Source organism: Superficieibacter sp. (genome assembly GCF_032071645.1).
GTDB lineage: Bacteria > Pseudomonadota > Gammaproteobacteria > Enterobacterales > Enterobacteriaceae > Superficieibacter.
The window spans coordinates 197,261-219,755 of sequence record NZ_DAMAPU010000003.1 but is presented as its reverse complement, the minus strand read 5'-3'; the positions used below and the strand labels follow the sequence as shown (position 1 = coordinate 219,755).

At 52.8% G+C, this 22,495-nt stretch carries 25 protein-coding genes and 1 tRNA gene; 16 read left to right on the top strand and 10 right to left on the bottom strand.

Annotated elements, in window-relative coordinates:
• The first annotated feature begins 88 nt into the window (after positions 1–88).
• Together wrbA and RT197_RS07795 are read left to right on the top strand one after the other, a co-directional pair.
• Positions 89–685 (top strand): NAD(P)H:quinone oxidoreductase, encoded by a 597-nt coding sequence (gene wrbA / locus RT197_RS07800; RefSeq protein ID WP_312948952.1) that lies wholly within the window; start codon positions 89–91, stop codon positions 683–685.
• A 20-nt stretch (positions 686–705) separates the two neighbouring features.
• The gene (locus tag RT197_RS07795; RefSeq protein WP_176920730.1) at positions 706–933 is read left to right on the top strand and encodes a YccJ family protein; all 228 of its coding nucleotides are present in this window, start codon (positions 706–708) and stop codon (positions 931–933) included.
• A 207-nt stretch (positions 934–1,140) separates the two neighbouring features.
• On the opposite strand, the gene RT197_RS07790 is transcribed toward RT197_RS07795, so the two are convergent.
• The 3 genes from RT197_RS07790 to RT197_RS07780 form a co-directional block, all read right to left on the bottom strand.
• Positions 1,141–1,473: a hypothetical protein gene (locus RT197_RS07790; RefSeq protein WP_312948949.1), complete on the bottom strand. Its 333-nt coding sequence runs from the start codon at positions 1,471–1,473 to the stop codon at positions 1,141–1,143.
• Between the two features lie 251 nt (positions 1,474–1,724).
• Positions 1,725–2,966: a bifunctional glucose-1-phosphatase/inositol phosphatase gene (gene agp / locus RT197_RS07785; RefSeq protein WP_312948947.1), complete on the bottom strand. Its 1,242-nt coding sequence runs from the start codon at positions 2,964–2,966 to the stop codon at positions 1,725–1,727.
• Between the two features lie 142 nt (positions 2,967–3,108).
• The gene (locus RT197_RS07780; RefSeq protein WP_312948945.1) at positions 3,109–3,207 is read right to left on the bottom strand and encodes a hypothetical protein; all 99 of its coding nucleotides are present in this window, start codon (positions 3,205–3,207) and stop codon (positions 3,109–3,111) included.
• Positions 3,208–3,340: 133 nt separating this feature from the next.
• On the opposite strand from RT197_RS07780, the gene RT197_RS07775 reads away from it, so the two are divergent.
• The 4 genes from RT197_RS07775 to RT197_RS07760 all read left to right on the top strand — a co-directional run bounded on the left by RT197_RS07775 (position 3,341) and on the right by RT197_RS07760 (position 6,134).
• On the top strand, positions 3,341–4,075 hold the full coding sequence (locus RT197_RS07775; RefSeq protein ID WP_312948943.1) for a metallophosphoesterase: 735 nt from the start codon (positions 3,341–3,343) through the stop codon (positions 4,073–4,075).
• Between the two features lie 149 nt (positions 4,076–4,224).
• On the top strand, positions 4,225–4,707 hold the full coding sequence (locus tag RT197_RS07770; protein WP_312948941.1) for an Hcp family type VI secretion system effector: 483 nt from the start codon (positions 4,225–4,227) through the stop codon (positions 4,705–4,707).
• Positions 4,704–5,183, top strand: coding sequence for a DUF2778 domain-containing protein (locus RT197_RS07765; RefSeq protein WP_312948939.1), 480 nt, complete (start codon positions 4,704–4,706; stop codon positions 5,181–5,183). Before RT197_RS07770 ends, RT197_RS07765 begins: the two co-directional genes overlap by 4 nt.
• Positions 5,184–5,567: 384 nt before the next feature.
• Positions 5,568–6,134 (top strand): antA/AntB antirepressor family protein, encoded by a 567-nt coding sequence (locus tag RT197_RS07760; protein ID WP_409529683.1) that lies wholly within the window; start codon positions 5,568–5,570, stop codon positions 6,132–6,134.
• A 74-nt stretch (positions 6,135–6,208) separates the two neighbouring features.
• Here the strand turns inward: RT197_RS07760 and RT197_RS07755 are convergent.
• Together RT197_RS07755 and RT197_RS07750 are read right to left on the bottom strand one after the other, a co-directional pair.
• A tRNA-Ser gene (locus RT197_RS07755) sits at positions 6,209–6,296 on the bottom strand.
• Positions 6,297–6,415: 119 nt separating this feature from the next.
• Positions 6,416–8,056 (bottom strand): ABC transporter substrate-binding protein, encoded by a 1,641-nt coding sequence (locus tag RT197_RS07750; protein ID WP_312948935.1) that lies wholly within the window; start codon positions 8,054–8,056, stop codon positions 6,416–6,418.
• A 270-nt stretch (positions 8,057–8,326) separates the two neighbouring features.
• Here RT197_RS07750 and yccA point away from each other — a divergent pair, with 270 nt between their 5' ends.
• Positions 8,327–8,986: an FtsH protease modulator YccA gene (yccA, locus tag RT197_RS07745; protein ID WP_312948933.1), complete on the top strand. Its 660-nt coding sequence runs from the start codon at positions 8,327–8,329 to the stop codon at positions 8,984–8,986.
• 89 nt (positions 8,987–9,075) lie between these two features.
• Positions 9,076–9,405: a sulfurtransferase TusE gene (gene tusE / locus RT197_RS07740; protein ID WP_312948931.1), complete on the top strand. Its 330-nt coding sequence runs from the start codon at positions 9,076–9,078 to the stop codon at positions 9,403–9,405.
• Here tusE and yccX read toward each other — a convergent pair.
• The gene (gene yccX, locus RT197_RS07735; RefSeq protein WP_312948929.1) at positions 9,402–9,695 is read right to left on the bottom strand and encodes an acylphosphatase; all 294 of its coding nucleotides are present in this window, start codon (positions 9,693–9,695) and stop codon (positions 9,402–9,404) included. The two genes, tusE and yccX, sit on opposite strands and share 4 nt — an antisense overlap.
• Positions 9,696–9,844: 149 nt before the next feature.
• Here yccX and rlmI point away from each other — a divergent pair, with 149 nt between their 5' ends.
• Complete coding sequence (gene rlmI / locus RT197_RS07730) at positions 9,845–11,035, top strand: 23S rRNA (cytosine(1962)-C(5))-methyltransferase RlmI (protein ID WP_312948927.1); 1,191 nt, start codon at positions 9,845–9,847, stop codon at positions 11,033–11,035.
• A gap of 61 nt (positions 11,036–11,096) precedes the next feature.
• Positions 11,097–11,414, top strand: coding sequence for a heat shock protein HspQ (hspQ, locus tag RT197_RS07725; protein WP_312948926.1), 318 nt, complete (start codon positions 11,097–11,099; stop codon positions 11,412–11,414).
• 43 nt (positions 11,415–11,457) lie between these two features.
• On the opposite strand, the gene RT197_RS07720 is transcribed toward hspQ, so the two are convergent.
• A complete protein-coding gene (locus tag RT197_RS07720) occupies positions 11,458–11,871 on the bottom strand; it encodes a CoA-binding protein (RefSeq protein WP_312948925.1) in 414 nt (137 codons plus the stop codon).
• A gap of 178 nt (positions 11,872–12,049) precedes the next feature.
• Between RT197_RS07720 and mgsA the strand changes: the two genes are divergently transcribed.
• Positions 12,050–12,508: a methylglyoxal synthase gene (gene mgsA / locus RT197_RS07715; protein ID WP_312948923.1), complete on the top strand. Its 459-nt coding sequence runs from the start codon at positions 12,050–12,052 to the stop codon at positions 12,506–12,508.
• Here mgsA and helD read toward each other — a convergent pair whose 3' ends face one another.
• Positions 12,509–14,563 carry a DNA helicase IV gene (helD, locus tag RT197_RS07710; RefSeq protein WP_312948922.1) on the bottom strand — a complete coding sequence of 685 codons (2,055 nt, stop codon included), beginning with the start codon at positions 14,561–14,563 and terminating at the stop codon, positions 12,509–12,511.
• On the opposite strand from helD, the gene RT197_RS07705 reads away from it, so the two are divergent.
• Both RT197_RS07705 and yccS read left to right on the top strand, forming a co-directional pair.
• The gene (locus RT197_RS07705) at positions 14,562–14,876 is read left to right on the top strand and encodes a hypothetical protein (protein WP_312948921.1); all 315 of its coding nucleotides are present in this window, start codon (positions 14,562–14,564) and stop codon (positions 14,874–14,876) included. The genes helD and RT197_RS07705 overlap by 2 nt on opposite strands.
• Entirely contained in the window at positions 14,870–16,999 is a 2,130-nt protein-coding gene (gene yccS, locus RT197_RS07700; RefSeq protein ID WP_312948919.1) for a YccS family putative transporter, read from the top strand. Before RT197_RS07705 ends, yccS begins: the two co-directional genes overlap by 7 nt.
• A gap of 250 nt (positions 17,000–17,249) precedes the next feature.
• Here the strand turns inward: yccS and RT197_RS07695 are convergent, their stop codons facing one another.
• Positions 17,250–17,873 (bottom strand): TfoX/Sxy family DNA transformation protein, encoded by a 624-nt coding sequence (locus RT197_RS07695; RefSeq protein ID WP_312948917.1) that lies wholly within the window; start codon positions 17,871–17,873, stop codon positions 17,250–17,252.
• Positions 17,874–18,090: 217 nt separating this feature from the next.
• Between RT197_RS07695 and sulA the strand changes: the two genes are divergently transcribed.
• Both sulA and ompA read left to right on the top strand, forming a co-directional pair.
• On the top strand, positions 18,091–18,600 hold the full coding sequence (sulA, locus tag RT197_RS07690; protein ID WP_312948916.1) for an SOS-induced cell division inhibitor SulA: 510 nt from the start codon (positions 18,091–18,093) through the stop codon (positions 18,598–18,600).
• Between the two features lie 352 nt (positions 18,601–18,952).
• Positions 18,953–20,011, top strand: a complete 1,059-nt coding sequence (gene ompA / locus RT197_RS07685) for a porin OmpA (RefSeq protein ID WP_312948915.1) — start codon at positions 18,953–18,955, stop codon at positions 20,009–20,011.
• Positions 20,012–20,078: 67 nt separating this feature from the next.
• Here ompA and matP read toward each other — a convergent pair whose 3' ends face one another.
• Positions 20,079–20,531, bottom strand: coding sequence for a macrodomain Ter protein MatP (matP, locus tag RT197_RS07680; protein ID WP_312948913.1), 453 nt, complete (start codon positions 20,529–20,531; stop codon positions 20,079–20,081).
• A 183-nt stretch (positions 20,532–20,714) separates the two neighbouring features.
• Between matP and RT197_RS07675 the strand changes: the two genes are divergently transcribed.
• Positions 20,715–22,475: a Lon protease family protein gene (locus RT197_RS07675; RefSeq protein WP_312948911.1), complete on the top strand. Its 1,761-nt coding sequence runs from the start codon at positions 20,715–20,717 to the stop codon at positions 22,473–22,475.
• The last annotated feature ends 20 nt before the right edge of the window (positions 22,476–22,495 follow it).

Sequence of the window (22,495 nt, the reverse complement as noted above, 5' to 3'; positions counted from 1 at the left end):
GATTATCCCGCCGCAGGTTTGCACTTTTGCCATCACGACATAGAGTTAAAGGAATATATAAATCTGAAGTCGTAAGGAGTAAGAGGAAATGGCAAAGATTCTGGTGCTCTATTATTCCATGTACGGACACATTGAAACGATGGCAAACGCCATTGCCGAGGGCGCAAAAAAGGTTTCCGGCACGGAAGTGGTGATTAAACGCGTCCCGGAAACCATGCCGAATGAACTGTTCGAGAAATCAGGCGGTAAGCGTCAGGATGCGCCCGTGGCAACGCCGCAGGAGCTGGCTGACTATGACGCTATTATTTTCGGCACCCCCACCCGCTTCGGCAATATGGCCGGTCAGATGCGGACGTTCCTCGATCAAACGGGTGGCCTGTGGGCGAACGGCAGCCTGCGCGGCAAAGTGGCCAGCGTGTTCAGTTCGACCGGTACCGGCGGCGGCCAGGAACAAACTATTACCTCCACCTGGACAACGCTTGCGCATCACGGAATGGTGATTGTGCCGATTGGCTACGGCGCACAGGAACTGTTTGATATTTCCCAGGTTCGCGGTGGTACGCCGTATGGGGCGACCACGATTGCCGGGGGCGATGGCTCCCGCCAGCCCAGCGAGGAAGAGCTGGCAATTGCCCGTTATCAGGGCGAATACGTTGCAGGACTGGCAGTAAAACTCAATGGCTAATTTTCTCAGGAGAAACAGATATGCCTACTCAGGAAGCTAAAGCTCATCGCGTTGGTGAATGGGCCAGTTTACGTAATACCTCGCCAGAAATTGCAGAGGCCATTTTTGAACTGGCTGACTATGATGAAACGCTTGTCGAGAAGATTTGGGAAGAAGGCAATGATGAAGTGCTGATTCGCGCCTTTGAGAAAACCGATAAAGATTCGCTCTTCTGGGGCGAACAGACTATCGAACGTAAGAACGTCTGATGCATTGAGCCTCCGCACCGGCATCCGGTCGTTAGCCCGTCGGGTTATTTTGAATTGACTGGAGGGCCCGGTGCCGGGGGTGATACCCGTCGTTGTGCATACTACGAAGCTCATTGTAGAGTACGCGTCAATTCGCGCCCAATAATATGAGGTTTATGCGCGCATAAAAAATGCCCGGCTGAATAATAATTGCTGTTCTTACGCGGGCTATGCTTTTATTTTCCCCAGCAGATAATCATACAACCTTCCGGCAATAAACTCCGCGTGTTCACGACGGACAATCAGGTTTAAGAAATAATACTGGGCGAATAAATCATCAATAAAAGGTTCACTAAGGCTGAAGAATTCAAGATAGGCTAAATAGATTTTTTTGATATCCTCTGAGGTCTGCTCCTGATCGAGACGATAGTTTGTTACGTCATAGAAAATATTGACGTACATATCATTAACATTGCTCAGTTCAATGAAAGGGGCATGGCCTTTTTCGCAGCGATCCCAGTGAGTATGGTTATTGCGATTTTTATAAACAAATTTAATCATTACAAACGCCCAAAGATAATATTTTGCCGATACGTTATCGCCGTTCCTGATTGCCGCGCGTATCTGTACCGGGTGGATTTTAACACCAGGCGAACGGGTAAAACACTCTCATCGGCATTAATTCTTTCGGTTACTGTTATGGAGTTGCATAATATAACCGTCATGAATAAATTAGTCTGAAAATAATAATAAAAAAACGGGAAGATCGCCTGAATCCATCTTCCCGTCAGTTGTTACTGCGGTGACGATGCTTATTTCACCGCTTCATCCATTACCGCCGTGAATTTATCCATCGGGCAGAAGCCGTTAGCATCCACCGGGCAGCCTGTAAGCTCCAGGGTTACGCGCTGCGGGGGTGCCTGAAGCGTTAATTTATCAGCGTTGCGGATCTGCTCACTGCTCTGATACAGATACTCGATCTTCATCAGGTCGCTATTTCTCTGGCTGTCATGCCAGCGCTGGAAGACAATTTTGCCGCCAATGGGCGTGCGCTCATACTGATCGTGAAGCTCATAGGGTTTAAAATCCAGCGCCGTTAACAGTGAAGCAATGTTGGAATCGTGCCCCACCAGCAGAGTAATTTTTGGCGTTTTATCCGCCTCTTTGACCAGCGCTTTGTCGATATATTTCACCAGCGGTGCTGCCACATTGCGCGCCACTTCCGGCGAGGTGAAGAGGCTGTCCTGATACCCGTTTTTCAGGCGGGAAAGCACGCGCCACTGCTGATCGGTTTTAATTTCACCCCACGCCACCTGATCCATCGGGAAGCCTTCGTAATATTGCAGGGTGAAGGCGTCCACCAGTGAGTTACCGACTTTCAGTGGCCCGGAGACGCCCGGCTCCTCCTGATATTTGGCGCTGAAGCTGTCTTTCCCGTCGGTCAACGAACAGGTCTGTTTTTCTTTACAGGACGGTGAGTCTTTGTAATCGGTCAACTGCTCCAGCAGCTTGTAGCTCTCCGCTAACTGCATCTGCTGGCGTTCTTTGTCCATTGCCGTCGTTGCCGTCTGGCTGAAGGCTGGCGAGTTATCGGTGATCACCGGGTTGAAGGTCGGGTCCATCGTGCCCATTTTTTCCTGATGGTGGACGGGCACATCGCAGCCGGGGAACGCGCCGGTTATGAAGAACTGGGCGGTGGCGACGGTACGTTGCAGGCTGTTAGCGTAAGCGTAAACGGTCTCCGGGGCCGGGCATTCGCCGGAGGTGACCATCCCCTGCTCCGCCAGCCACTCGCGCATGTAGTGTCCCATATACACTTCAAGGACTCCGCCTTTGGTGGTTAACTGACCGCCCGGCACATCCCACTCCGGCCATTTTTGCGGCGTAGACTGCTCCAGCACGCTGCCGTTATTCGCCAGCGGCGCGCGCAGGTTATGACGGCTCATGATTAATACCTGCTGGAGCTGATATCCTTCCGGCGTCGTCTGCGCCTGTGCGCCTGCGGTCATTAACAACGATGCGGCGACGCCAGCTGCGAGAAATGTCTTTTTCATACCTTGCCCTCAAAGGTTAATCGTTCGTTAATTGTGACAGATTTATGACAGAACCCGGACTCTCGCTGCGTTTGTGATTTCCGATCTGTGACCTTGCGCGTATTCAGGGCGAAAAAAAGGCCGCCTTAGCGACCTGAGAGATTTATTTCTTTTCCGGGGTCGGTTTTTTATCACCGGATTCCGGCGCTTCGCGCGGATCGTCTTTTTCAATATTCAGCATTTTTCTCTCCTTCAGGAACATCAGGATAATAAGTATAGACGATGGGCGTGGAACCCTGTGTCTCACCGCATAAGCCAGGATTAATCCCAGAGCGGGCACGCGCGAAAAGGTCTGCGCCCATACTTAATCATGAGTTTTTATCGCGGAGGTTAATATGGCCGTTTACCAACAAATTAACGGCACGCACTGGCGCAATATCTGGGTGGCAGGCGATCTACACGGCTGCTATAGCCTGCTTATGAATAAACTCAGTGGCATCGGCTTTTCCTGGCAGGAAGATTTACTGCTCAGCGTTGGGGATCTAACCGACCGGGGAAGCGAAAATCTGCCCTGCCTGGAACTGCTGAACCAGCTCTGGTTTCAGGCGATACGCGGAAATCATGAAGAGATGATGCTCGACGCACTGCACAGAGGCGGTAATACCAGCCTGTGGCTTATTAACGGCGGCGACTGGTATTTCCGGCTGGCGGGAGAAGATCAGCAGCGGGTCCGGTCGCTGTTACGACAGGTCGCCGCGTTGCCGCTCATCCTGGAGGTCAGGAGCCAGAATAAACGCTACGTTATTTGCCACGCGGATTATCCCGCTGACCATTACGCCATGGATCAACCCATTGATGAAGAAAAAGTCGTCTGGAGCCGGGAACGGATCACCGCCGCGCAGCGAGGCCGCTCGCAGCACATTAGCGGCGCGGAGGGGTTTATCTTCGGGCATACGCCATTGTCCACCCCGCTACATATAGCGAATCAGCATTATATTGATACGGGTGCGGTGTTCAACGGGCATTTAACGCTGATGCAGATTCAGGGAAACAGGATGAGAGAGGGTAAAAAGCAAAAAAAACAAATCCAGCGAGATTGGTTTGTCAGCAAAATCATTCATTCAGGTTGAAAATAGCAATTGCCTCAGTGAATTTTAAAAGCTTGAATTATCATCGATTTATATGGCACGTATTACTTAACAACATTAAAGAGTTTAGGGTTTATAGTTAAATATTAGTAAGGACTTTAGTAACAAAACCAGTAATAAGGACATTTAAAATGGCAATACCAGCATACCTGTGGTTGAAGGACGACGGCGGCGCGGATATCAAAGGCTCAGTCGATGTCAGGGATCGCGAAGGCAGTATTGAAGTTCTGTCGTTTGGGCATGGATTGAACTTACCCACGGACAATAACACCGGCAAAATCACTGGCACCCGCCAACATGCCCCGCTCAGTTTTCAAAAAGAATTCGACTCATCCAGCCCCTATATTTATAAAGCCATCGCTACCGGCCAGACACTTAAGAGCGCCGAATTTAAGTGGTATCGCATCAATGACGCCGAGCAGGAAGTTGAATATTTCAACATGTTGCTGGAGAACGTAAAGGTCGTCAGCTCATGCCCCCACATGCTCGATATAAAAAATCCGGCTACCGAAAAGCATAACCACATGGAAAATGTGTCCCTGAGATACGAGCGGATCACATGGAAATATTGCGATGGCAATATTCAATTCTCTGACGCATGGAACGACAGATGATCCAATGCACCTTTCATCTGAATGGTGGGCAGCTATCAACACTGAGCTGCGCTGGGGTGGGTTTCTTCTCGGCCTACTCAGGAAACACCGGGAAATACCGTAACAATCCCGATACAGTGGCTGTGGTGGGAAAGGGACCATTACCGCCGGGCAAATATTACATTGTCACGCGCCCACGAGGAGGGTTCAAAACGCACTGGCATTCGATGATCAAAGAGCTTGAGAGTGGCTCTAACAGGGATTTGTGGTTTGCCCTTTATCGAGATGACAACCAACTGGACGACACGTCGTTTATAGATTGCGTTGAGCGGGGAAATTTCCGATTGCACCCAGCAGGACAGTCAGGCATCAGTGACGGATGTATCACGATACCCAGTCATGCGGATTACGCAATACTTCTTCAGGCTTTAATTAGCACCCCACCTGTGATGATTACTGCACAATTAAAGGCATTCGGAACGGTCCAGGTATATTAATGAAACCAATCAGACACGTTTTTTTATGGCTTATTGAGCTGCTTTCACTGGCCGTTATTTATAGCCTTCTTTGCTACTTCGTACCCGATGAAGCACTTTTTTCATGGTACGAAAATAAATACGGTTTTGTGATGGAAAATCAGTGGTATAACTGGTTCACAACTATTCTCATGATTGTTGCCGTTCTTTTTAACTGCTTATTGATTTTTTGCATTAGTTCTTTGTACCGAATAAAAATGAAGCAGGATATTTGAAATAAATTAGAAGGGATGATGTGTTCCCCGCGCCTGCGGGGATAAACCGATCATAGTGTGCTCCAGTCATTATTATTACGTTTTAGCTGTGTTCATGCTGACTGAAATCCCGTTCAAATCGCTTGAGTTGATGCCATCTGGAAAATTCACCACTTCCGAAAAAACACCCAATGTAGATAATGCTGTAGCCGCCTGTTACGTCCATACTGAGATCGCTGATTACAGCTTTACCGAAAATCAAGATTTTATAGTTTTTTCCAATTCTGGAAAAAATACCGTGGGCCGCCATCGAAAAGACTATCACCTCACCTTAGTCACCGCCAAAGAACTGGCCATGGTAGAGCGCAATGACAAAGGGCGTCAGATTCGCCGATATTTCATCGAATGCGAAAAGCAGTTGCACCAGCAATCTATCTCACTAACCCCAGCGAAGCCCGTCGTCAACACCCGCCGTGAAGAAATTTATTATGAAAACGATATTCCTGTAGCCCGGCGACCAATTGCTGATGGTGAGATTTTGATGCACCCCGATTCCTGTTTAGAGCATGTCAGGCGATGTGGATTTGTGATCATCCCCTGTAACGAGATGGGAAAAATGACACTGGATGAGTTGTGGTTGGTGGCGGAAGAGACAAAAAAACTACGTGATCGGGTGAGAAAAAGCTGTCAGGAATTGGCGGAAAAATACGATTTTTGAGGCAATAAATCAGAAAGATATACCAACAGCCAAAAAAACAAAGGGGTTATCTTTCGATAACCCCTTGTTTAATCTGGCGGAAGCGCAGAGATTCGAACTCTGGAACCCTTTCGGGTCGCCGGTTTTCAAGACCGGTGCCTTCAACCGCTCGGCCACACTTCCGTAATGAGGCGCACTATAAACATCCCTATGCGCCGTGTAAAGCCCTATTCTGTTCAATCGCCTGAAAAACCGCCAAAAAAGGCTTATTCGCCTGAAATAACAGCAGCCTGGCGATTTAATCAGCGCTTATCTTCGTGTTTTTTAATGTACAGGTCTTTGCTGTAGTAATAACCCAGGCTGTCCGGGGCGAATCCGCCGATCCACGGTTTGACCAGGTGGGTGCGAACATAGTGATAAACCGGGATGGCCGGAACGTCCTGCGCCAGGATGTCCTCTGCCTGCTGGTAATAATTCCCCCGCGCTTTCACATCAGCCGATTTCGCCGCATTGACCAGCGCCTCGTCATAAGCCGGGTTGGTGTATTTACTGGTGTTTTCGCTATCGCCGGTACGGAAATTGTTCAGGAAGGTCGCCGCATCGTCGTAATCGGCAATCCACGCATAGCGAACCACGTCAAAGCTGCCGGTGTGCATCGCGTCCAGCATGGTTTTCCACTCCTGATTTTGCAGTTTTACCTCCACGCCAAGATTTTTCTTCCACATGGAACTGGCAGCGATAGCGATGCGCTGATGGGTTTCCATGGTGTTATACAGCAGATTAAACGACAGCGGATGACCGTCACCAAAGCCCGCCTCTGCCAACAGTTTCTTCGCTTCGGCAATACGTTTGTCACGCGGCCAGCTTGCGTAGTCCGGACCGTGAAGTTTAACGCCGCCGATTTCCGGCTGGCTAATCACCCATGCGGCGCGCTGCCCCTGTGCCATCACTTTTTCGGCGATGATGTCTTTATCGAGCGCCATATTCAGCGCGCGACGCACACGCGGATCGTTGAACGGCGCTTTGGTGGTATTGAACTGGTAATAATAGGTTGCCAGCTGCGGGGAGACATTAACCTGGTCGCCCAGCGTTTTTTTCAGTTGGCTAAACTGGTTGACCGGTACGGTATAGGTGATATCAATTTCTCCCGCCCGGTAGCGGTTCACGTCGGCAGTTTCGGCGGAGAGCGGCAGATAGGTCACTTTATTAATGACTGTGTTTTTATCATCCCAGTAACGCGGATTACGCAGCGCCACGATGCGTTCGTTAACCACCCATTCCGAAAGCTTGTACGCGCCGCTGCTGACGAAATGCTCCGGTTTGGTCCATTGATCGCCAAAACGGTTAACCAGCACTTTATCGACCGGCACCAGCGACGGGTGCGCCAGCATTGCGAGGAACGAGGCGGTCGGCTGGGTTAACGTTACCTCAAGCGTGGCATCGTCCAGCGCCTTCACGCCAAGCGTGTCAGGGGCTTTTTTACCCTGCGCAATATCGGCAGCATTTACAATGTGCATATTGCCCGGATAGCTGGCGTAAGGTGAGGTGGTTTTAGGATCGACCAGCCGCTGCCAGCTATAAACAAAATCCTGCGCAACGATCGCCGTGCCATCAGACCAGGTTATGCCCGGACGCAAATGGAAAATCCATACCGTATTATTTTTATTTTCCCACGACTGGGCGAGATGCGGCTCAATAGTACCATCAGCTTTTACGCCCACCAGCCCGTCGAACATATCGCTGATAAGATTAAACTCAACGTCACTTTCTACTTTATGCGGATCCAGCGATGCAGGCTCGCTACCATTATTCCTCACCAGCTCCTGCCGGGCCGCCAGCTCAACACCGGCAGGCACCGTTGCCGCCAGTGCAGGCGCAGCTGCGCAGGCTACCGCTGCGGCCAGTAACGTGTATCTGTATGATTTATTGTTTGTTAGATTCATTTCCTTTGCCTCATCCAGTGAATATTTATCAACGACCTCTTCACTCATAACGGCAGTTAGCAGGCAAAGCAATCATTTTTCACGACCTATAAGACGTTGATCTCGCCTGCCCTGAAGTTCATACGTTCATTCTGCCAGCAGCGCATTTCTTGTTATTTTATTCTGGAGTGCATATATGAAGTGAGTAAAGATGGGTAAAACTGATTTGCCGCTGGGCTGTAATTTCCTATTATTCTCGGTAATTATACCTGTCTATAAGAGAGTGATTTCATGGATCGTATTATTACCTCATCACGCGATCGTTCATCGCTGCTTAGCACGCATAAAGTGCTGCGTAATACCTATTTTCTGCTCAGCCTGACGCTGGCTTTTTCGGCGATTACCGCCACCGCCAGCACCGTGCTGGCGCTGCCTTCTCCGGGGCTGATCCTGACGCTGGTCGGCATGTACGGTCTGATGTTCCTGACCTACAAACTGGCGAATAAGCCTTCCGGCATTCTGGCCGCTTTCGCCTTCACCGGCTTCCTGGGCTACATCCTGGGCCCAATCCTCAACGCCTACCTCTCTGCGGGCATGGGAGATGTGATCGGCATGGCGCTGGGCGGTACGGCGCTGGTGTTCTTCTGCTGCTCGGCTTACGTACTGACCACCCGCAAAGATATGTCCTTCCTCGGCGGGATGCTGATGGCAGGGATCGTCGTGGTCCTGGTCGGAATGGTTGCCAATATCTTCCTGCAACTTCCGGCGCTGCACCTGGCGATTAGCGCGGTATTTATCCTGATCTCATCCGGGGCGATCCTGTTTGAAACCAGCAATATCATTCGCGGCGGCGAAACCAACTATATTCGCGCGACCGTGAGCCTGTACGTCTCGCTGTACAATATCTTTATCAGCCTGCTGAGCATCCTCGGATTTGCCAGCCGGGACTAACCGTTCGCCAGGCCATTCCCGAAGCCCTGCTTATGCAGGGCTTTGTTTTTTGCTAAACTGCCGCCAGTTTAATGACGTTGTGAAAGATTATGCTGAATTTTGCAGGCCGTGAGTTTGAAACCGATAGCGAAGGCTATCTGAAAGATACCCACCAGTGGAGTGAAGCGCTGGCGGGCGCAATTGCTGAACAGGAAGGCATTACCCTCTCCCCGGAACACTGGGAAGTGGTGCGCTTTGTGCGCGAGTTTTATCTGGAATTCAACACCTCCCCGGCGATCCGTATGCTGGTGAAGGCGATGGCCAATAAATTTGGCGAGGAGAAAGGCAACAGCCGCTATCTTTATCGTCTGTTTCCGAAAGGCCCGGCTAAGCAGGCCACTAAAATTGCGGGCCTGCCCAAACCGGTGAAATGTATTTAATAGCGGATTTTAAAGCTGGTCCACGTGGGATCGCCCTGGGAGGGTTCCGTCAGAACCTTCTCCACGCTGGCACTGCGTGGGCCGCCCGCTTTTAACCACGCCAATAGTTTCTCGACCTGTTCGCCCTCACCGCAGGCGACGACTTCCACGCTGCCGTCGTCGAGATTACGCGCGTAGCCAGTCAGCCCAAGCTTTTGCGCTTCGTGCTGGGTGGTGTAGCGAAAACCGACGCCCTGCACCCTGCCGTGAACCCAACATTTTACGCAGCGGGCCGATGTTGCATCAGACATAAAAACCTCACTGTTTAAGAACCACTGGCTAAGTTTAACAGCACATCGCTTCCTCCAGGATACCGACGATGTGTTTCGTAACGCGTTGCATTTCCCGGCCGAAGTCGGGAAAATGCGCCCGATCCCTTCATTTGACAGAAAAGTAAACTATGAGCGTACGTTTAGTGTTAGCCAAAGGGCGCGAGAAATCGTTGTTGCGCCGCCATCCATGGATCTTCTCCGGCGCGGTTGCCCGTATGGAAGGTAAAGCCAGCCAGGGCGAGACGATTGATATTGTCGATCACCAGGGTAAATGGCTGGCGCGCGGGGCGTATTCTCCCGATTCACAGATCCGCGCCCGCGTCTGGACGTTCGATCAGCAGGAATCTGTTGATATCGACTTTTTCGTGCGCCGCCTGCAACGCGCGCAGGTCTGGCGCGACTGGCTGGCAAAACGTGACGGACTGGATGCCTGGCGTCTGATCGCCGGGGAATCTGACGGTCTGCCGGGCATAACCATTGACCGCTTTGGCAATTTCCTGGTGCTGCAACTGCTGAGTGCAGGCGCTGAGTACCAGCGCGCGGCGTTAATCTCCGCGTTGCAGTCACTGTGGCCGGAATGCGCGATTTACGATCGCAGCGATGTCGCGGTGCGTAAGAAAGAAGGTCTGGAGCTGACTCAGGGACCGGTGACGGGTGAACAACCGCCTGCCCTGCTGCCTGTTCAGGAACACGGCATGAAGCTGCTGGTGGATATTAAAGCCGGGCACAAGACCGGTTACTATCTCGATCAGCGCGACAGCCGCCTGGCGACCCGCCGCTATGTTGAGAATGCCCGGGTGCTGAACTGCTTCTCATATACCGGCGGCTTTGCCGTGTCGGCGCTGATGGGTGGCTGCCGTCAGGTGATTAGCGTGGACACCTCTCAGGAAGCGCTCGATGTGGCGAAGCAGAACGTGGAGCTGAACCAGTTGGATCTCAGCAAAGCGGAATTTGTCCGTGATGACGTCTTCAAGCTGCTGCGCAAATACCGCGACAACGGCGAGAAGTTTGACGTTATCGTGATGGACCCGCCCAAGTTTGTGGAAAACAAAAGCCAGTTGCAGGGTGCCTGCCGGGGTTACAAAGACATCAACATGCTCGCGATCCAACTGCTGAATCCCGGCGGCGTGCTGCTGACGTTTTCCTGCTCCGGGCTGATGACCACCGATTTATTCCAGAAAATCGTCGCCGATGCCGCAATAGATGCCGGTCGTGATATACAATTTATAGAGCAGTTCCGTCAGGCCGCCGATCATCCGGTGATCGCCACCTACCCGGAAGGACTCTATCTGAAAGGGTTTGCCTGTCGCGTCATGTAACTTGAAAAAGGGAAAATCAGCCCCACATGGATGGTAGAGCAATTTTCCCCTGGAGGTGACTATGATTGCCAGCAAATACGGCATTGGTCAGCAGGTGCGCCACACCCTGTTGGGCTATCTGGGCGTTATTGTGGATGTCGATCCTGAGTATTCTTTAGACGAGCCAGATGCTGAGGAACTTGAAGTAACAGACGAACTGCGTGCCGCACCCTGGTACCATGTCGTTATGGAGGATGACAGCGGGCAACCGGTCCATACCTATCTTGCTGAAGCGCAGTTAAGTAATGAAATGCTGGAAGAGCATCCGGAACAGCCTTCAATGGACGAACTGGCCCGTTCCATTCGCCGCCAGCTCCAGTCACCCAGACTGTGTCACTAATCTGAAAATAGCCCGCACGGCTTTACCGGCGGGCTTTTTTTATTTACTTCGCCAGACCCAGACGCGGAATTTCAATCGCCGGACAGCGATCCATCACCACATTCAGCCCGGCATCACGAGCCAGCACCGCCGCCTGTTCGTTAATGACGCCCAGCTGTAGCCACAGCGTTTTCGCCCCGACGGCAATCGCTTCCTGGGCCACGCCCCATGCGGCTTCGGAATTGCGGAAAACGTCAACCATATCGATTTTTTCCGGCACCTCGGCTAACGTCGCATAGCCCTGCTGACCCAGCAGCGTGCTCCCCGCCACTTTCGGTGAAACCGGGATCACGTGATAGCCCTGATCCAGCAGATATTTCATCACCCGGTAGCTGGGACGGTCGGGTTTATCGCTCGCGCCTACCAGCGCAATGGTACGGGTGGATGTCAGGATGCCTGCAATATCGTTCTCTTTCATCTTATCCTCCGGGCAGTTTCAGCCAGTGTACGCTAATCCTGGCAGAGCAACCATCGAACCCACAAGGCCGGGTGGTCTGAAAAAGAGAGGCTGATGAATTCACATTTTTTGCTGACGCACCTTGCAGCTGCAGTCACTTCCAGTAATCTGTAGCCAAATCAAACGATGGATATTTATTATGGAACTGACGACACGCTCGCTACCGCCGCGTAAGCATATTGCGCTGGTCGCGCACGATCACTGCAAAGAGATGTTGATGAAATGGGTCCAGCGTCACCAGCCGCTGCTGACGCAGCATGTACTGTATGCTACCGGGACGACCGGCAAGCTGATCCAGCGTGCGACCGGGCTTGACGTAAACGCAATGTTAAGCGGCCCGATGGGTGGCGATCAGCAGGTCGGAGCGCTGATTGCCGAAGGCAAAATCGACGTGCTGATTTTTTTCTGGGACCCGCTCAATGCCGTCCCACACGATCCTGACGTCAAGGCCCTGCTGCGGCTGGCAACGGTGTGGAATATTCCGGTTGCCACTAACGTCTCCACCGCTGACTTTATTATTCAGTCGCCGCAGTTCAGCGACAGCATTGAGATCCTGATCCCCGATTATCAACGCTATCTTGCCGAACGCCTGAAATAATCACGGCTTGCGCGCGACCGGCACGTCGAGCTGTTTTAAGTCTTCGACAAAATCAGACGGCTGTTGTTTGTTAAACAGCAGCCAGACGCGCTGCCGGGCACGGGTGATCGCCACGTACAAAAGGCGGCGCTCTTCCGCATCCGGGTAGTCTTCCGGTTGCGGCAGCAGCGCCTGCTCCATCACCGATTCCCGTGCCGGGGCCGGAAAACCTTCCTGCCCCTCTTCCAGACCCAAAATAATCACGTAATCCGCCTGCTGTCCTTTACTGGCGTGGATCGTCATAAACGTCAGATTCAGATTCGGCCAGCGGGTTGCCGCTTTTTCAAGCGTGGCTGGCTTCAGGTGATGATAACGAGCCAACAGCAGAATACGCTCTTCCGGGCGGGCATAGCCGCTGAGCTTGTCCAGCAGGGCATCAAGCTGGTCGTCGGCCATTAACGTGACCGCTTTTTTATCGCCCGCCTTCAGGCTGTTAAGCGGTTTTTTTAGCTGGTGAGGATTCTGCTGAATAAAGCGGTTCGCCACCTCACCGATGCGACTGTTGAAGCGGTAGGTCGTGTCCAGCGCGCAGCGGTCGCCTTCCCCAAAATATTGATTAAACGCGGTGGTCAGCGACATTTGCGCGCCGCTGAAACGATAGATTGCCTGCCAGTCATCGCCCACCGCAAAGAGTGAGGTCTGGGTATTCTGCTTACGCAGCGCCGCCAGTAGCGCGGCACGCTGTGGCGAGATATCCTGAAACTCGTCCACCAGAATGTGCTTCCACGGGCTGATAAAGCGCCCTTTCTCCAGCACGTTGATGGCCTGATGAATAAGACCTGAGAAGTCCACTGCATTTTCCGCCTTCAATGCCGTTTTCCAGGCTTTCAGTAGCGGGGCCATCAGTTTGACGCGACGGCTGAAAAGGTCGCGCACCTCTTCCGGCGCTGAGGCGATCATCTCCGCCTGCGCTCCCCCATGCATCCGCATCAGGCTGACCCAGCGGTCGAGGCGGCTGCCTATACGCCGGAGCACTTTTTTATCATTCCAGAAACTTCCTTCCGGCAATTCCCACGCCATTTCGTCTTCCAGCCACTGCCGCCAGCCTTTGGCCTGGGCTTTCTTCTCCTGGCACTGCTGCTGCCAGACATCGGTAAGCAGCTTCTGGCGAGCGGCGGCGTCGTTTTCCAGCGCGCTCACCTCCGGCACTTTTTTACTGCCCTGACGAATAATATGCAGCGCCAGCGAATGGAACGTGCGCGCGCTGATCTCTTCGGTGTGCAGCCGCTCACGAATGCGTTCGTCCATCTCTTGCGCCGCTTTACGGCCAAACGCCAGCAGCAGGATTTGATCCGCTGCCGCTTCACCGCGCGCCAGCAGCCAGCCCGCACGCGCCACCAGCACTGAAGTCTTGCCGCTGCCAGCGCCAGCCAGCACCAGCAGCGACGGCTCGCCATTGACCACCGCCCGCGCCTGGGCCGGGTTAAGCGGCGAACTTTCGATCTGTTCAAAGAATTCCGCATACTCAGCGAGCATGGTTTCAGTAAAGGACTGGTTATGCGCCAGTCGGCAGCTTTCGCTGTCTTTCAGCCACGCCTGACACTGCTGCCAGGCGTCGCGGCAGTTATCGAAATTGTCGAGGCGGCTGGTCGGCACCGGCAGAGCATCCAGCGCACGCAGAATTTTCTCTTGCAGCCCCGTCGTTTGCTGACGGGTCAGCCATGTGCCCCCGGCGCTGCTGCGGGCAATTTCCTCAAGCTGTTCGTTCAGCACCCCGGCAGCGATGTCGCTCATTTGCGCGCTCCACTGCTGCCACAGCGCGAGAAGATGATTATGAAAGCGCTGGGTTTCGCCCCACTCGGTTCCGTGCAGCCGCACAACTTTATCTTCCGGCAGGACAAACTCCAGTTCGCCCCATACCAGCCCGCGCTTGCAGTGAACGGAAATGAGCTGATTGAAAGGAATGAGATATTCATGACGTTCCCCGGACACTTTGACCCCGGCGTTAAGGATTTCCACCCGGTCATAGGGGTGCTGCGCCATGCGTTTGCCTAAAGAGGTTGCTTTCAGTTCCATGCTACATTTGATCCTGACGGTACCTGTTGCTCATCAGTTTAACCGTCAGATACCGGGTGCTCCAGCCAAAAAAACGTTACAATTGCCGCAAAGCGTTATTCCCGTATTATTATTGAGGCTGTATGCGCACCATTTTGAATATCCTGAAATTTATGCCGAAGAACATTTCTGCCCGCTCGTCTGGCTTCCGGCAACGCTTATAACAATAACGCCAGCCGCTTTCTGGCCCTTAGATTGCCGCGCGGTCTTCATCAAAATGGATTGCGCCGCACCTTATTGCTTTCAGTCAACAGGATTATTATCGCTATGCTAAGCCCCCTGATCCGCCGCTATACAGGGAATAGCGCCTGGCTTTATAACGTCAGAATTTTCATCGCTTTATGCGGCAGCACTGCGCTGCCGTGGTGGCTGGGAGAGGTGAAACTCACGATCCCGCTGACGCTCGGCGTGGTCGCCGCTGCGCTGGCCGATCTCGACGATCGTCTTACCGGGCGGCTGCGCAATCTCGCCATTACCCTGGTCAGCTTTTTTATCGCTTCGGCGTCGGTAGAATTGCTGTTTGACTGGCCGTGGCTGTTTGCCCTCGGCCTGACGATTTCCACCAGCAGCTTTATTTTGTTGGGCGGGCTGGGCCAGCGCTACGCGACCATCGCCTTTGGTGCGCTGCTGATCGCCATTTACACCATGCTTGGCGTTTCGCTTTATGCGCACTGGTATCAGCAGCCGCTACTGCTGCTGGCCGGTGCGGTCTGGTATAACCTGCTGACGCTTAGCGGACACCTTATTTTTCCGATTCGCCCGTTGCAGGATAATCTGGCCCGCAGCTATGAGCAGCTGGCGCACTATCTGGAGCTGAAATCCCGCCTCTTTGATCCTGATATTGAAGATGAAAGCCAGGCTCCAACCTATGATCTGGCGCTGGCAAACGGTCAACTGGTGGCGATCCTGAATCAGACCAAAGCGTCATTGCTCACGCGCCTGCGCGGTGACCGTGGACAGCGCGGTACCCGGCAAACGCTGCATTACTATTTTGTCGCCCAGGATATTCATGAACGCGCCAGTTCGTCGCATATTCAGTATCAGACCCTGCGCGACAGCTTCCGCTACAGCGACGTGATGTTTCGCTTTCAGCGTCTGCTGTCAATGCAGGCGCAGGCCTGCCAGCAGCTCGCCCAGGCAATACGCCTGCGTACGCCCTGGCAGCACGATCCGCGCTTTGAAAAAGCGTTTACTCATCTCGATGCGGCGCTCGATCGGGTGCGGGCATCCGGCGTGCCGGACGATCAAATCAAAGCGCTGGGCTTTCTGCTTAATAATCTGCGGGCGATAGACGCCCAACTGGCGACCATTGAATCAGGTCAACCGCAACCGCGCAGCGAGACCGAAAATTTGCTGGCGGATGACAGCCTGCATGGGTTTAGCGATATCCGCCTGCGCTTAAGCCGCAACTTTTCCCCGGAATCCGCATTGTTTCGCCATGCGGTGAGGATGTCTGTGGTGCTGTGCGTGGGCTACGCGTTTATTCAGTTTACCGGGCTGCACCACGGCTACTGGATATTGCTTACCAGTCTGTTCGTCTGCCAGCCAAACTACAACGCGACCCGTCATCGCCTCGCGCTGCGCGTGCTCGGTACGCTGGTCGGGGTGGCGATTGGCCTGCCGGTCCTGTTTTTTGTCCCGTCCATTGAGGGGCAACTGATCCTTATCGTGCTGACCGGGGTGCTGTTCTTCGCCTTTCGCAACGTCCAGTATGCGCACGCCACCATGTTTATTACCCTGCTGGTGCTGCTGTGCTTTAACCTGCTGGGCGAAGGTTTTGAGGTCGCGCTACCGCGTATTTTCGATACCCTCATCGGCTGCGCCATCGCCTGGGCAGCGGTGAGCTTTATCTGGCCGGACTGGAAGTTCCGCAATTTACCGCGCGTGCTGGAGCAAGCCATTAACGCTAACTGCCGTTATCTGGACGCCATTCTTGAGCAATATCATCAGGGCCGGGATAACCGTCTCTCTTACCGAATCGCGCGCCGTGATGCCTATAACCGCAATGCGGAGCTGGCGTCGGTGGTGTCAAATATGTCCACTGAACCGAAGGTTTCCGCTGAAACGCTTGAAAATGCCTTCCGCCTGCTGTGCCTGAATCACACCTTCACCAGCTATATTTCAGCGCTGGGCGCGCACCGCGAAAAGCTCAGTAATGACGAGGTGCTGGCGCTGCTGGACGATGCGGTATGTTACGTTGACGACGCCTTTCATCATAACGAAGCCGATAAACCGCGCGTGCGGCAGGTGCTGGATGAGCTAATCCAGCGTATCCGGCATCTTGAACCTCATACCCACAGTACGGAACCGCTGGTACTGCAACAAATCGGGCTACTGGTGACGCTCCTGCCAGAGATTAGCCATCTGCAACAGCAGGTCGCGCCTTCCCGTCCTTAACCCGGTACAGGCAGCGTTAAGTGTCCTGCTTAACGCTGCACAACCCCGTTCTGTAATACGCGCAGGCCAAAATCCTGAAGGTATACGACCGGGCAAAAATTGTAGCGACAGCTTTAACCCTCAACGGCACTCAGTGTTAATCCGGCCATGCCGATTTTGATGGCGGCGTTATCTTCTGAAATTCAGTGTCCCCTGTATCCCGATCGCGATGGGGATACAGGGGCGGATTTACGCTGTTTAGCGCATCATGTTAATCCGAAGGGTTACCGAAAACGGCAGGCAGGCTGTTATGCCAGTCGGTGAGCTCCTGTCGTCTTTGTACCGGCAGTGTTGCTTCGTGTGCGCCAGCAATCGCCCCCTCCAGCGCATAAAGCAGCTTTACCGATAAATATTTTTTCTTCTTTCTGATCCTAAGCCATGCCTGCTGCGCACCCAGCGCACGCAGTTCTTCCTGAGTGCCAATTCCGGCCTCCATCAGCATGACTTCCAGATGACAGGTGATATTTGGCAAATCCTTAAGCCTTTTTTCATGCTGGCGCTGAACTTTCTCCTGCCGGGCGGCCTGTAGTGAAAAAGAGCTGAGGTGGACAAGCGTTTGTGGATCTCGCCAGAGGGATTCATCGACCCGATAATAGTTAAGTAAAATCGGACGACCGCGTTTAAACAGCGTCAGCAGTGACGCTGCATGTTTTACCTGATAGGGTGCGCTTTCTTCGCACACCCGCAGATACAGTTCCCCTTTAGCCACCATGGCAAAGACCGTATTATCAATGGCCAGACTATAACCGCCAAAGAGCGCCCGATAACGAACATCCCCCAAAGATGAAAGGTATTCTTGCGACTGATAAATCCGTTTGTAAGAAACATCGTTCATGATTAATCCTTAAAAATCATGTAGATAAAACATTACTTATACTAACGGATCCGCTAATCAGGAAAATAGGCAACTTCGAGCCGCGCGGCAAGATGAATTTCGTTTTCAGGATGACTTAAGTCCAAATTTGCGAGTCGCTTTCAGAAAATGAGGTTGATCTTTATACGCAACCGGGATACTGTATATGCATACAGTAACCAACAGGGCTGGATTGATTATGTACACTTCAGGTTATGCAAATCGCAGGTCTTCTTTTTCGTCAACGGCAAGCCCCAGGGTCTATGCTGCTAATGAGCAAACCTCTACCGGCTTAATCAGCGAAGTTGTCTATCGTGAAGACCAGCCCATGATGACCCAACTGCTTTTACTGCCCCTGCTCCAGCAGCTCGGTCAGCAATCGCGCTGGCAGCTCTGGCTGACGCCGCAGCAAAAACTGAGCCGGGAATGGGTTCAGGCTGCCGGATTGCCCTTAACCAAAGTGATGCAAATTAGCCAAATGTCACCGTGCAATACCCTGGAATCCATGATCAGGGCATTGCGTACCGGTAACTACAGCGTGGTTATTGGCTGGCTGACAGACGAGCTGACCGAAGAAGAATATTCACGCCTGGTGATGGCGGCTGAGGAAGGTCATGCAATGGGCTTTGTGATGCGTCCCATCAGGGGGAGTAATCAAAGCGGCAGACACTTCAATGGGCTAAAAATTCACTCAAATTTGTATCATTAATCCCATTTAAGACTTTTCCTGGCATTTTTTTTAATATGTCAGCAACCTTTTTATTATACAGGTAAAATTCGCGACAATGCTTGTCTGGTGCGGTTTCCGGGCTGTTTCACTGTCCAAAAATCGTGCTTAAATGTTTCATAATATGTTCAGCAACTCTTTTTTTTCATATGCCTGACGGAGTTCACACTTGTAAGTTTCCAACTACGTTGTAGACTTTACATCGCCAGGGGTGCTCGACCTAAGCCGTTAATATCGGCAGCGTAATTTTTGAGACACGCCCCCGGTGAAGGATTTAACCGTGAGTTTCTTTGAATATTCATGGCGATTTTTGGATGATAACGAGGCGCAAAAAATGAAAAAGACAGCTATCGCGATTGCAGTGGCACTGGCTGGCTTCGCTACCGTAGCGCAGGCCGCTCCGAAAGACGAAACCTGGTACACTGGTGCTAAACTGGGCTGGTCCCAGTACCATGACACCGGGTTTATCCCGAACGATGGTCCGACCCACGAAAGCCAGCTTGGTGCTGGTGCCTTCGGTGGTTACCAGGTTAACCCGTACGTTGGTTTCGAACTGGGTTATGACTGGTTAGGCCGTATGCCGTACAAAGGCGACAATGTTAATGGCGCTTTCAAAGCACAGGGCATTCAGCTGACCACCAAACTGAGCTACCCGGTAGCTGACGATCTGGACGTTTATACCCGTCTGGGTGGTATGGTTTGGCGTGCAGACGCTAAAGCTCAGTCTCGCGTAAGCGGCGACACCTTCAAAGATCACGATACCGGTGTTTCTCCGGTCTTCGCAGGTGGTCTGGAATGGGCTGTAACGCGTGACGTTGCTACCCGTCTGGAATACCAGTGGACCAACAACATCGGCGACGCTAACACCGTTGGTACTCGTCCGGACAACGGTCTGCTGAGCCTGGGTGTTTCTTACCGCTTCGGCCAGCAGGAAGATGCTGCACCGGTAGTTGCTCCGGCACCGGCTCCGGCACCTGAAGTACAGACCAAACACTTCACTCTGAAGTCTGACGTTCTGTTCACCTTCAACAAAGCAACTCTGAAACCGGAAGGTCAGCAGGCACTGGATCAGCTGTACAGCCAGCTGAGCAACCTGGATCCGAAAGACGGTTCTGTCGTGGTTCTGGGCTTCACCGACCGCATCGGTTCTGACGCTTACAACCAGGGTCTGTCTGAGAAACGTGCTCAGTCTGTTGTTGATTACCTGATCTCCAAAGGTATCCCGGCTAACAAGATCTCCGCACGTGGTATGGGCGAATCCAACCCGGTTACTGGCAACACCTGTGACAACGTGAAACCTCGCGCTGCCCTGATCGATTGCCTGGCTCCGGATCGTCGCGTTGAGATCGAAGTTAAAGGTATCAAAGACGTTGTAACTCAGCCGCAGGCTTAAGTTATCGTCAATAAAAAACCCCGCCCTGCGGGGTTTTTTTATGCCTGTCGATCGTCGATCAAAAGTTCTATTCTTTTCCCAACAGCGCCTTAAGATCGCTCTTCAGGCTACTCATCTGGCTGGCATACTTTTCTTTATTCTCAGCATCTTCGATAAGCTGCACAATCGTTTCCGACAGCGTTTTACCGCGTCGCTGGGCGAGTCCCGCCAGCCTCTGCCAGACCGCAAATTGCAGGTCGATCGATTTTTTACGCGTATGCTGATGCTCAGCATTGAAGTGTCGTTTGCGCCGCGCGCGAATCGTTTGCTTCATGCGGTTCAACAGCGTGGGATTAATATGCTGATCTATCCAGCTATTCACCTGAACCGGTTCATTTTCGAGTTTTAGCAATAAATCGACGGCTTCTCTGGCGGCGCTGGTTTCCAGATAACGAGTGATCAGTTCACCCTCCCGGTGCTTTTTCACCAGGTACTTCCACTTCCAGCCGCTCTCAAGATTTTCCAGTTGTTGATATTTCATCGCGATCTCAATGTGACCGTGTAACTCATTCAGGATAACAGTTTTTTCAGGATGTGCTGAGCAGAAATCGCCTGCGACAATTCGAAATCAGTTTTACCGCACGTTGGTTATCTATTCTCCGTGTGCTCCACTGCGCCATGCGGTATAATCGCGCGCTTTGAATCTGACTAAAAACTATCGACTTTGACCATAAATAAACTTGCATGGCGCGATCTGACTCCCGATACGGAAAGCTATCAGGATGTGTTTGCGCAGCCAGATTTTGCATCTGAAGACGACGCTTTGTTAAACGGCACCCAGGACCGTCTGCTCTATGCGCTGGAGCAGTTACTGCGTCCGCAGTCGGTATCCCCTTTTATGCTGGTAAAAGCCCCGGAAGAGATCGAGTATCTGCATCTGCTGGCGGCGACAGCGACGCAGCTTTACCCGCCGCAGGGCAAACTCACCGGCGTTCAGTATCAGGTAAACGGGAGCCACGTCACTTTTCAGCCAGCCCGTTCGCCGGACGATAACTTTGCCGGTACCGGTAAAACCGTGTGTGCGGAATGGATAGAGGCCGAGCAGCTTTTCGGCTGCGTGCGTCAGTTCAATGGTGAAATTTCTCTGCATCCGGGTCTGGTCCATCAGGCCAACGGCGGCGTACTGATAGTCTCGCTGCGCACCCTGCTGGCACAACCGCTGCTGTGGATGCGCCTGAAGATGATCGTTGCCCTCCAGCGTTTTGACTGGGTTGCCTTTGACGAATCCCGTCCGCTGCCGGTCAGCGTTCCCTCTATGCCGCTGTCGCTGAAAGTGATCCTCGTGGGCGAGCGCGACTCGCTGGCTGACTTCCAGGAGATGGAGCCGGAGCTGGCTGAAAACGCGATCTACAGCGAATTTGAAGATAACTTCCAGGTCGTTGACGCGGAAGATATGCAGCAATGGTGCCAGTGGATTTGCCAGGTTGCCGCCGATCGCCAGCTTCCAGCGCCTGCCGCCGACGCGTGGCCCATATTCATTCGCGAAGCGGTGAGGTACACCGGTGATCGGGATACGCTTCCGCTGTGTCCGTTGTGGATCACCCGCCAGCTGCGTGAAGTGTCTGCTTTTACTGACGGTAACGTCTTTAATGCGGAGCAATTGCAGACCATGCTGGTTCAGCGTGAATGGCGTGAAGGGTTCCTTGCCGAGCGCATTCAGGATGAAATTCTGCTGGAGCAAATCCTGATTGAAACGGATGGCGAGCAGGTCGGGCAAATTAATGCTCTTTCAGTGGTGGAATTCCCAGGCCATCCGCGCGCGTTTGGCGAGCCATCACGCATCAGTTGCGTGGTTCACGTTGGCGACGGCGAGTTTACCGACGTCGAGCGTAAAGCCGAGCTGGGCGGTAACATTCACGCCAAGGGCATGATGATCATGCAGGCGTTTCTGATGACAGAACTGGAACTCGATCAGCAAATCCCCTTCTCTGCTTCGCTGACCTTTGAGCAATCCTACAGCGAAGTGGATGGCGACAGCGCGTCCATGGCCGAGCTGTGCGCGCTTATTAGCGCGCTGGCAAATGCGCCAATTGGTCAGAATCTGGCCATTACCGGTTCAGTGGATCAATTTGGTCGCGCCCAGCCGGTGGGCGGCCTGAACGAAAAAATCGAAGGTTTTTTTGCGATTTGCCAGCAGCGCGGCCTGACCGGGCAGCAAGGGATCATTATCCCGGCGGCCAATGTGCGACACTTAAGCCTTGCACAGCCGGTTCTGGACGCCGTCGCGACGGAACAATTCTTTATCTGGGCGATCGATGATGTTACCGATGCGCTTCCTCTACTGACCCGGCTCCCCTGGGACGGTGAGGGGCAGACCACCCTTCTGCAAACGATACAGGAGCGGATAGCCCAGGCTCTTCAGCCGGACGCGCGTCATCGCTATCCCTGGCCGCTGCGTTGGCTCGGCGGGTTCGGTTCAAACTGATCGGACTTGTTCAGCGTACA